Source organism: Legionella massiliensis (assembly GCF_000756815.1).
GTDB classification, from domain to species: Bacteria; Pseudomonadota; Gammaproteobacteria; order Legionellales; family Legionellaceae; genus Tatlockia; species Tatlockia massiliensis.
This window is the reverse complement of sequence record NZ_CCVW01000004.1, coordinates 211,404-221,464: the sequence shown is the minus strand read 5'-3', so window position 1 is coordinate 221,464 and position 10,061 is coordinate 211,404. Positions and strand designations below refer to the sequence as shown.

Here is a 10,061-nt window from a genome sequence, read left to right as displayed (position 1 = left end):
TGAGTCAACTCGCAAAAAGGTCGGAATTTTATCATGCTCTGGGAGAAATTGACAATTGGGCTCACTCAACCAAATTGATCCGAATCACCGCCGCAATCGCAAAAGGCAAAAAGCCTGCAGCAAGAATTGATAAAGCCAACAAAATTGCCAGATAACCCGTAACCTGCAAACCATGCATTGCAGCAGTTAAAGTACCACTACCAAAAATCATAATAGGTACCGTTAGAGGTAATAACACCAAGGCCATTAATACCCCCTTCTGCTGCACCCCAGCGCTAAAGGCAGCAGCTAATCCACAGAGGAAAAGTATAGCTGGCGTTCCTAGTATCAGGCTCAGCTGCAAAACCCAGGTTTCTGATAGGCTTAAATTAAACAATAGGGCAAGCAAAGGGCAAAAAAGTAGCATAGGCAAAAGATTAATCAGCCAATGGATAACTAATTTCGCTGCAATAATCAAACTAAGGGGATAGCTTGAGATTAGCCATTGTTCAATAACACCATCTTCATAGTCCTGCTGAAAAAAGCTTGCAGAGGTCAGTAGCATAGACAAAAGCATTGCAATCCAAACAAGGCCTGGAGCTAAGGCTCGCAAGATGGCAGCATCGGGTGGCATTGTTAGAGGGAAAAAAATGGTCACCATTAAAAAGAATAGCGAAGCATGCAATAGCAACCTAGGCTGACGAATATGCAGAAGGATTTCGCGTTGACATTGTTTATAGAACAACCCTCCCAAACCCATCATAAAGAAAACTCCAGATAAGGTTGGCGAAAAGGCAGGCTTTGATGGGAAGTCAGAATAACCTGGCCGCCCTGCTCCACATGATTCACAAGACAATTCATCAAAGTAGAGATAGCCTCAGCATCCAGAGCAACCAAGGGTTCATCCAATAACCACAAAGAGGCATCCGTCATAGCAATTCTTAAGAGGCCTACACGCCGTCGTTGCCCAGCGGAAAGATGGTAGCAAGGTTCATCAGCTAATCCACGCAAACCAAACCCCTCAAGCAAACTCTCAAAACTTAGGGGTCGCCTCCCCCAATGCATATCAAAATAACAATTTTCCCTTACCGTTAATAAAGGATTTAAACCAGCCCTATGACCGACATAGCATAGTTTACGTTGATAGGTATTAAGGACATTGTAAATAGCTTCTCCCTCATAGCGAATTAGCCCCTCATTAGGCTGCAAGAGACCAGCCAAAAGTTTCAACAAGGTTGTTTTTCCTGCACCATTGGCTCCACGTAAATGCATCAATTGCCCGGCAGCCAAGGAAAATTGTACCTTGTTGAGGACAGGTTTATCTTGATAGTCAAAAGAGAGGTCGAGCACATCCAACATAGGAAGATTTTGAAAATAGAAATGCGCAGACTAGCGGCAATTTGCTTTGCTGGCAAGTGAATACCCCTAGAAAAATTTATCAACATCAAGTATTGTCGGTACTATTAACTCTCAGACTTATTTGGATTTTTGTGATTTTTTGGAACAACATTCAACGCTATAGCTGCTTTGTAATTTGCTTCATCACATTGTCAGGCTGCGTCAATTATATTGGCATTCATAGCAATAAAAAAATCGCATCACCCAAACAATTCCAAACTGCAAAAAGCCTACCCAAGCAAAATGGGCACTGGCCAAACAGTGATTGGGCTAAACAATTTGCTGATCCCCAGCTTGTTGTTCTAATTAATGAAGCGCTTGCAAACAATCCAAGTTTACAAGCAGCTCAAGCACGAATCGATCAGGCCAGGGCCTTAGTTCAGGCACAGAGAGCGAGCTTATTTCCCCACCTCGATGCCCAAGGCTCTGTGACTCGGACTCGGCTTTCTTCAAAGGGTTTTCTTCCCCCTCCTTTGAATAATGCCATCTTTACCCAAACTGGTTTCCTTACCGATCTACGCTATACCTTGGATATTTGGGGTAAAAATTTATCCAGTCTTCGCCAGGCTATCTCAGAGGCAAATGCAAGCGAGGCTGCAAATCAGGAAGCGCGTCTTGCTATCGCGACCTCTGTTGCCTCAACTTATAATGAATTAGCTTACTATTATGACTTGAGCGATGTGTTAAAACGTACCGTTAGTCAAAGAGGGGCTCTTGATAAAATCACAGGGGTTCGCCTAAGAACTGGCTTAGACACCAAGGTACAGCTTTACCAATCTCGAAATACAACAGCCACCGCACGGACTCAGCTTGCAAATGTTGAAGGACAAATCCTGCTGACAAAACAACAGCTTGGCACCCTGCTTGGTGCAGGACCTGACCGCGGATTAAGCATTAGAAGACCAAGGTTAGGCCTTGTGCAAACTCCAGCCTTACCAGCCAATTTACCTTTGAATCTCTTAGGACGCAGGCCAGATATTGTTGGAGCACGTTGGAGGGTTGAAGCCGCCTGCCAGGGTATCAGCCATGCCAAAGCTCTCTTTTATCCCAATATCGATCTGCTTGCTGGCGTCGGTTATTTGTCACTACATTTGGCCGAACTAACCACCAGAGCGAACGCAGAATTTGTTGGTCCAGCAATCAGATTGCCATTGTTTGATGGCGGTGCGCTGAGAGCGCAGTTGCGTAATCAATATGCCCAATATGAGGAAGCTGTTGCTAATTACAATGATACGCTCAACAATGCTCTATCTGATGTTGCTACTCAGTTGACCAATATCAAGTCAATTGACAGGCAGTTAGGCGTTGAAAGAGAAGCCTTAGATAGTGCAAGACACGCCTATGATTTGGCAAGATATCAGTATCGCGTTGGTCTGGCATCACAACTTGTAGTATTGAATGCAGAAACTAGCTACCTGTCTGAGCAGCAAACGCGCCTAAATCTCATCCTTGACCGGCGAAATCGGCAAGTTGCGTTAATTTATGCGCTTGGCGGCGGGTTTAATTCCTGTTGCACACCTCCAGTTAAAGATAGTAAATAGAAATAAATCAGGTCCCCTATGTTTAGACTTAGTCGAACGGTTGGATTTGAGCACTTACAGTAAATTAAGGATAGTCAATGGCGACAATAGATCAGCCCACAGCCACAGCAGAAAAAGAACAGCCCTCCAGACGAAGGTTTTTTTTGACTTTGCTAACCATTTGCTTCCTAGTGATTGCCCTAGGTTACGGCATATATTGGGTGACAGTAGCGCGCTTTTATGAAGAAACTGATAATGCTTATGTGAATGGTAATGTTATACCCATCACAGCACAGGTTGGTGGAACTATAGTCGCTGTGAAAGCCGATGATACCCAATTCGTAAAAACTGACCAGCTCCTTGTTCAGCTAGACCCCATTGATAGCCTTGTAGCCTTCGAACAAGCTCGAGCCAATCTTGGCGAAACGATTCGCAATACTCAGCAACTATTTCTGAATAACACAGGCTTAGAAGCCAGCATCAGAAATCGTCAAGTATCCCGTAAACAGGCACTCAAAGATTTATCACGCCGAAGTGAAGCAATTGGTGTAGGAGCCGTTTCGCGAGAAGAATTAACCCATGCCGAGGACTCCTTACAAAGTGCAGATGCTTCCCTGGTTCAAGCCCAGGCAGCGCTGCTAGCCAATCGTGCCTTAACCGAAAACACTGATTTACAACAACATCCCTCAGTCTTAGCTGCAGCGGCAAGATTACGCCAGGCCTATATTGATTATAAACGAAGCAACATTCGCGCCCCTGCTTCTGGTGAAATCGCCAAACGCGCAGCCCAGGTTGGTCAACGCATTGCAGCAGGCACTCAGCTCATGGCACTGGTCCCTCTCGATCAAGTTTGGGTTGATGCCAATTTTAAAGAGAAACAACTCAGAGACATGCGTATTGGTCAAAGTGTTGAACTGACCGCTGATATTTATGGTTCCTCTGTAGTATACAAGGGTAAAATCGTTGGATTTTCTGCAGGAACGGGAAGTGCTTTTGCCCTACTTCCTGCACAAAATGCAACAGGAAACTGGATAAAGGTTGTTCAGAGATTACCGGTTCGCATTGTCCTTGATCCTGAGACTCTTAAAGAGCACCCCCTCCGCATAGGCTTATCCATGGAAGCGACCGTCGACCTGCACGATAAATCTGGAGTACTAATTTCCGAGTCAACGTTGTTACCGAGCTATGAAACGATGATCTATGACAATCTTGGTAAGGAAGCAGACGCTGAAGTGAATAAGGTTATTAGTGAAAATGTCAGTAAAACTGCCAATCTTAATAATGATGCCTTAAAAGATATGGATAAAGACTCAGCCAAAGGAAGGTCCTAATGAGTGAGATTACCACTCCCCCTCCTCTGAAAGGACTTAGGCTCGTAGTCGCTACTGTTGCAGTTGCACTAGCGACTTTCATGATTGTACTGGACTCTTCAATTGCAAACGTAGCAATCCCAACTATTTCAGGCAATCTTGGGGTTTCCATTGATGAAGGCACCTGGGTTATTACCATGTTTGCCGCGGCCAATGCGATTTCAATTCCCTTAACAGGGTGGTTAACCCAAACAATCGGCCAGATTCGGTTATTCGTGATCGCAATTGTATTATTCGTCCTTGCGTCCTGGCTCTGTGGTCTGGCAAACAGCCTACCCTTACTCTTAGCAGCAAGGGTGCTGCAAGGACTGGTTGCCGGCCCCTTAATTCCTTTATCCCAAGCTATTCTTTTAAGTTCCTACCCCAAGGAAAAAAGTTCGATTGCCCTGGCTTTATGGGGGATGACCGCCACTGTAGGTCCGATAGCAGGCCCAGCTCTTGGCGGCTGGATTACTGATAGTTACAGCTGGTCCTGGATTTTTTATATCAACGTACCTGTAGGTATTATCGCTGCAACCGTAACCTGGATTATCTTTCGCGACCGTGAGACAACTAAGAAAAAATTGCCTATCGATATCGTAGGCTTAGCACTTCTTGTAGTCTGGGTTGGCGCTTTGCAAATCATGTTGGATAAGGGTAAGGATCTGGATTGGTTTGGCTCACCAACAATTATTGCCCTAGGACTTACAGCCTTAGTTTGTTTTTGCTATTTCATCGTTTGGGAATTGACCCAAGAAAATCCAGTTATTGATCTAAGACTTTTTGCTGGTCGAAATTTCGCTGGCGGCACCATTGCCATTTCAGTAGGTTATGGGGTGTTTTTTGGTAATTTGGTATTAATGCCGCAATGGCTACAGAAAGATTTGGCTTATCCCTCGGTGAATTCGGGATTAGTCTTAGCACCTCTCGGGGTCTTCGCAGTCATTTGCTCACCGATTGTAGGAAGGCTTTTACCTAAGGTCGATGCGCGAATAATTACCACTATCGCCTTTCTGCTCTTTGGTCTTGTTTTCTACATGCGCTCCCTTTACACCACTAATGTGGATACCTGGACTCTCGTCTTACCAACCCTAATACAGGGAATACCGGTAGCCATGTTTTTTATCCCACTCTCTATGATCATACTTTCAGGGCTCCCCCCGGAAAAAGTTCCAGCAGCCGCAGGCTTATCTAATTTTGTCCGTATATTCTGCGGTGCTATCGGAACCTCTATTGCTAATACGGCCTGGAATAATCGTTCGATCCTCCACCATTCACAACTTACCGACCAAGCAACACCCTATACAGCAAATTTTAATGAGTTTATCCAGGCAGCCCAGAGCCTCTTGCACATTAATACAGCAGAAAGTTATGGCTTATTTAATCTACTTGTTGATATTCAATCCGATATGCTTGGTCTCAACGACATTTTCTGGATTTCCTCAATTATTTTTATTTTACTTATCCCGATTATATGGATTACAAAACCAGCAACTGGAGGTCATGCTGACGCAGCTGCAGCCCATTAATCACGCGTCCTATTCACCGAAAGGTAGTAGGTAACTCCCCTCCCGTCATCCTGAGCGAAGCGAAGGATCTCCTGAATGCGGCATTGTGCTAGTCCCGGAGATCCTTCGCTATGCTCCCAAAGACGTACGTCATGTCGAACGCAGAGAGACATCTCCTGATGTGTAGCACAGTGCTAATCCCGGAGATCCATCACTATGTTCGGGATGACGGGCTATATTAGGGTGACGGGGGTGACCTATTACACCGAAAGTCCGTATTGCACCCAGAACAGATAAGCCCACCGAATGGGCAATTATAATCCTCATAGACCACAATTTGATTATAATGGCTACTGGTGTTACTATTATCATCTTTTTATTATACTAACAGCCATCTAGCTGAATCTTATTGGGGTTAACAATAATGATTTCAATGTATATTAGTTATGCTAAAAACAAGTCTAACCAACTTATCATTACCTGCTACCATGAAAAGGTTCAGTCTATGGTTAACAGCTTAACCTTAGCGAGAAAATTTGAACTCCGAAATAGTGATCTAAGCAAATTGGAACGATCGTTTTCAGATCCTTATACCAAAGATGATGTACAAGCATCATTCCAAGAGGTATTGAAGCTTATTAAAAGCAGTTGTGGACCTGTTAGTCAGATTGCTTTTATGGGTGATTTAAATCTATGTTGTAAAAATAAGAATGATCTAGCCCCTTTTTTATTTGATAAAACAGTCCATAAAATCTTTAAGGAAGTGAAGTCTATTCATTTAACCTTAGAATCCATGGATCATATCTATGTGAATAAGGCGATAGAACTAGCTGATTCGCGCAGGCTGACTGATCTGACTATCAAAACTAAAAGCGTTGTTAGAGAAGCTCCCATTTGTAAAGTTTATCCTTCTAGTACTGAAGAGATGAAGCAAAGCTTTTTTGCTAATGTTGCAAAGGAAGCGCCTGGAAACTCTTCTGGAAGTTCTGTTGTAGATGCCTCCTCCCATTCTGCTTCCTCCATGGAGTATCTAAGGTAATTCCACTTGCAACTCTTGACCGTCGCGAGGATAATTGTGCCTTTTATCGCATCACTAAGGTAGACAATGGATTTTCTTGCACAATACGGTTTATTTCTCTTAAAAACACTGACTCTAGTTATTGCTCTATTATTGACAGTTGCAGGTATTTTATCTCTAGGCCGCAAACCCAAACCCAGACTTGAAATAACCCCGCTCAATAAAGAATATAACAAACTCAAAGAGCGCATGTCTCATGTAATAAAAGACGAAAAACCGCCAAAGAAAAAGAAAAAGAAAAAAGAAAAATCCTCGCAGCCTTCGCTTTATGTTTTGGAATTTCAAGGCGATATCAAAGCGTCTCAAGTTGAACAACTTCGTGAAAGCATCAATGCCGTTTTAGCAGTAGCCCGTGATAAAGACGAGGTTTTGCTCTGTCTTGAAAGTCCCGGTGGCTCCGTTAGCGGTTACGGTTTAGCTGCTTCACAATTGCAACGATTAAGAGATAAAAAGATACCCTTGACTGTATGTATCGATAAAGTTGCTGCTAGCGGAGGTTATCTGATGGCCTGCGTTGCCAACCAGATTATTGCCGCACCCTTTGCAATTATTGGCTCAATTGGTGTCGTAGCACAGTTACCTAATTTTCATCGCTGGCTTAAAAAGAATAATATTGATTTTGAACTACTAACTGCAGGCGAATATAAGCGCACCCTAACCGTGTTTGGTGAAAACACTGAGAAAGGCCGAGAAAAATTTCAAGAAGATTTGGAAAAAATCCACCAGGCATTTAGAAACTATGTGCTCACTAATCGTCAGCAACTGGATATTGAAAAGGTTGCAACAGGCGAACATTGGCTTGCGAAAGATGCTTATGATTTAAAACTCATTGATAGCCTCAAAACCAGTGATGACTTTCTTGCTGAAAAAATGGCAACCTTTAATTCTTTCAAGATTGCTGTGCATGGTAAAAAGTCTGTAGTTGAAAAATTATTAAAGCCTGCTACAAAACTATTGCACCCTTGGGCATGAAAAATGCTTAATTTCGAGTATATTCCGTCATCCTGAGCGTAGCGAAGGATCTCCTGAATGTGGCAGAGTGCTAGTCCCGGAGATCCTTCGCTACGCTCAGGATGACGAGCTATGCTAGGGTGACGTTAAACTAATAACAACAGTATATACTTAGGTGTATAGCTAAAAATCACGGAGCGGACCATGAGCGATTTAAAATCAAAGCTGCCTGACCTCAAAGAAGTAGCCTCTATGGCGACCAAATTATTTAAGGATGTCAAAACCAGTGTTTCTGAGATCATTGTCGATTACAAAAAGAAACGCGCAGAAGAAGCAGCTGCCGCAGAAGCAGAAGCAGCTAAAGCTCCAAAATCCAGCCCTGAAACTACTACGGCCCAGAAGGTAGAGGAAGCTCTCAAGACTCCTGCACCTAAAAAGGCAAAAGCAAAGGCTGAAGAAAAAGCAACGGAAAAAGCTGAAGCCTCTGAGAAAGACGATTCACAGCCCCCTGCTTGAACCACGGCGTGTCTGGCGCTGTTGTGAAGATAGAATCAATTATAATAGCTCAGCTCCCACTCCAGTATTGAATTCCCGCGGCTTGACCGCGGGATCCGGTGTCCACTCTGGGCTCATAGATCCCGTAATAAGTCACGTCCCCCTAACCCTTATCTAAGGAAGACCTTGATTACGCTGCGCTGCATCAAGGTTTCATTTAAATTCACTACTCTGGGAATTCGGGATGGGTTGACCTATTACTAAGCACGTTCTGGTCTTGTCAAACCATATTTGCGCATTTTCTCAACTAGTGTTGTACGTCGCATATTAAGATAGGATGCTGCGTGGGCAACCACCCAATCGGACTCATCTAATGCCTGGCTAATTAAAGCTAACTCTGTTTTTACTAGATGTTCTTTGAGATCGATACCATCACCATTGAGCGAACTCTGATCTTGCTTCATCAACTCAAGCAAGGTTTCTCGCTCTGTACCTAGCAAACCGTGAGTGGCAGCAGAGTTATCGGTTTTAAAGCGTCTGGGCAACTCATCAACATCCACAATGCCATTAGGATATAAAATGGATAAGCGTTCAACGAGATTAGCCAGTTCACGGACATTACCCGGCCATTGGTAACGGCCCAATACATCCAAGGCAGCTGGCATTAAACGCACGCTAGGCCGGTGCTCCCCCTCAATTCTCGCAACCAACTCATTAACCAATAAAGGGAGATCATCCTTTCTTGCCCTAAGAGGAGGCATATCGATAGGAAAAACATTTAAACGATAAAAAAGATCTTCACGGAATTTGCCTTCCTTGATTGCAGTCTCAAGATTGCGATGGGTTGCTGCAATGATTCGTACATTAACATCGATACTTTTATTAGAACCTACGCGCTCAAAACAACGCTCCTGCAAGACGCGCAATAATTTAACCTGCATTGCCAAAGGCATATCACCAATTTCATCAAGAAACAGGGTACCGCCATTAGCTAATTCGAAGCGCCCTTGTCTTGAAGTAATGGCACCGGTGAAAGCGCCCTTTTCATGACCAAATAATTCACTTTCCAACAACTCACCAGGAATCGCCCCGCAATTTATTGGGATAAAGGGTTTAGAAGCACGTGAAGAGAAAGCGTGGATATTACGAGCGACAACTTCCTTTCCTGTTCCAGACTCCCCCAAAATTAATACGCTAGCCTCGGTATCTGCTACCTGAGCGATTAATTTACGCACCTGACGAATAGAGTCACTGCTGCCAACCAGGCTGCGAAACAGAGGCGTTCTTTTTTGACTGTTTGCGTCAAGCTCCATATTTTCTTTGGCAATCTGGCATTTATGCAGAGCTTCTAACATTTGTGAATAACTGAATGGAAACTGAAGATTAGCAAGCACGTTTTTTGTTGAATACAGGCTTTCGGGTAAAGTGGAATCTACTAGTATGACTGACAAACCCGGAGCGATATCTATCAATTCTTCTAGGAAAACCAGCGTATCCTCATAAGAACCACAGCCGGCTATTAATAACCGTGCCTTGTCATAGGGAATGGAGCGCCAGTTTTTATAATTTGCCAGATAGCAGGTCTCGCCAACAAAATTCAAAATCGTGCTGAGCTTATGTGAACGTTCTTCATTGTCATCAATGATAAAAATGGTTTCATTACTGCTCATAACCTGTTCCCTAGTCTCCACATCATCTCATTTTGAGTATTGGTTACTACCGCTACCCTGTCAAATATATGACGATGCTTTTTGTTTGCGTCATAATTAGCCATATTGCCAAG

At 43.7% G+C, this 10,061-nt stretch carries 9 protein-coding genes; 6 read left to right on the top strand and 3 right to left on the bottom strand.

Annotation, left to right across the window (positions count from 1 at the left end):
- Positions 1 to 61 precede the first annotated feature (61 nt).
- Both ccmB and ccmA read right to left on the bottom strand, forming a co-directional pair.
- Positions 62 to 742 carry a heme exporter protein CcmB gene (ccmB, locus tag BN1094_RS15675; protein ID WP_044012091.1) on the bottom strand — a complete coding sequence of 227 codons (681 nt, stop codon included), beginning with the start codon at positions 740 to 742 and terminating at the stop codon, positions 62 to 64.
- Positions 739 to 1,338: a cytochrome c biogenesis heme-transporting ATPase CcmA gene (gene ccmA, locus BN1094_RS15670; RefSeq protein ID WP_044012090.1), complete on the bottom strand. Its 600-nt coding sequence runs from the start codon at positions 1,336 to 1,338 to the stop codon at positions 739 to 741. Before ccmA ends, ccmB begins: the two co-directional genes overlap by 4 nt.
- 131 nt (positions 1,339 to 1,469) lie before the next feature.
- On the opposite strand from ccmA, the gene BN1094_RS15665 reads away from it, so the two are divergent.
- The 6 genes from BN1094_RS15665 to BN1094_RS15640 all read left to right on the top strand — a co-directional run bounded on the left by BN1094_RS15665 (position 1,470) and on the right by BN1094_RS15640 (position 8,299).
- Positions 1,470 to 2,918 (top strand): efflux transporter outer membrane subunit, encoded by a 1,449-nt coding sequence (locus tag BN1094_RS15665; protein ID WP_044012089.1) that lies wholly within the window; start codon positions 1,470 to 1,472, stop codon positions 2,916 to 2,918.
- Between the two features lie 77 nt (positions 2,919 to 2,995).
- Entirely contained in the window at positions 2,996 to 4,228 is a 1,233-nt protein-coding gene (locus BN1094_RS15660; protein WP_081935180.1) for an HlyD/EmrA/EmrK family protein, read from the top strand.
- The gene (locus BN1094_RS15655; protein WP_044012088.1) at positions 4,228 to 5,775 is read left to right on the top strand and encodes a DHA2 family efflux MFS transporter permease subunit; all 1,548 of its coding nucleotides are present in this window, start codon (positions 4,228 to 4,230) and stop codon (positions 5,773 to 5,775) included. The genes BN1094_RS15660 and BN1094_RS15655 overlap by 1 nt, the downstream gene beginning before the upstream one ends.
- Positions 5,776 to 6,187: 412 nt before the next feature.
- Positions 6,188 to 6,793: a hypothetical protein gene (locus BN1094_RS15650; protein WP_141650500.1), complete on the top strand. Its 606-nt coding sequence runs from the start codon at positions 6,188 to 6,190 to the stop codon at positions 6,791 to 6,793.
- A 66-nt stretch (positions 6,794 to 6,859) separates the two neighbouring features.
- Positions 6,860 to 7,804, top strand: coding sequence for a protease SohB (gene sohB / locus BN1094_RS15645; protein WP_044012086.1), 945 nt, complete (start codon positions 6,860 to 6,862; stop codon positions 7,802 to 7,804).
- A 183-nt stretch (positions 7,805 to 7,987) separates the two neighbouring features.
- Positions 7,988 to 8,299 carry a hypothetical protein gene (locus tag BN1094_RS15640; protein ID WP_044012085.1) on the top strand — a complete coding sequence of 104 codons (312 nt, stop codon included), beginning with the start codon at positions 7,988 to 7,990 and terminating at the stop codon, positions 8,297 to 8,299.
- A gap of 239 nt (positions 8,300 to 8,538) precedes the next feature.
- On the opposite strand, the gene BN1094_RS15635 is transcribed toward BN1094_RS15640, so the two are convergent.
- A complete protein-coding gene (locus tag BN1094_RS15635; RefSeq protein ID WP_044012083.1) occupies positions 8,539 to 9,948 on the bottom strand; it encodes a sigma-54 dependent transcriptional regulator in 1,410 nt (469 codons plus the stop codon).
- Positions 9,949 to 10,061 lie beyond the last annotated feature (113 nt).

Bases quoted from the DNA above. Each gene is read 5' to 3' on its own strand.
- BN1094_RS15660 (WP_081935180.1), top strand. From the start codon at position 2,996: ATGGCGACAATAGATCAGCCCACAGCCACAGCAGAAAAAGAACAGCCC.
- BN1094_RS15650 (WP_141650500.1), top strand. From the start codon at position 6,188: ATGTATATTAGTTATGCTAAAAACAAGTCTAACCAACTTATCATTACC.
- ccmB (WP_044012091.1), bottom strand. From the start codon at position 742: ATGATGGGTTTGGGAGGGTTGTTCTATAAACAATGTCAACGCGAAATC.
- BN1094_RS15640 (WP_044012085.1), top strand. From the start codon at position 7,988: ATGAGCGATTTAAAATCAAAGCTGCCTGACCTCAAAGAAGTAGCCTCT.
- sohB (WP_044012086.1), top strand. From the start codon at position 6,860: ATGGATTTTCTTGCACAATACGGTTTATTTCTCTTAAAAACACTGACT.
- BN1094_RS15635 (WP_044012083.1), bottom strand. From the start codon at position 9,948: ATGAGCAGTAATGAAACCATTTTTATCATTGATGACAATGAAGAACGT.
- BN1094_RS15655 (WP_044012088.1), top strand. From the start codon at position 4,228: ATGAGTGAGATTACCACTCCCCCTCCTCTGAAAGGACTTAGGCTCGTA.
- ccmA (WP_044012090.1), bottom strand. From the start codon at position 1,338: ATGTTGGATGTGCTCGACCTCTCTTTTGACTATCAAGATAAACCTGTC.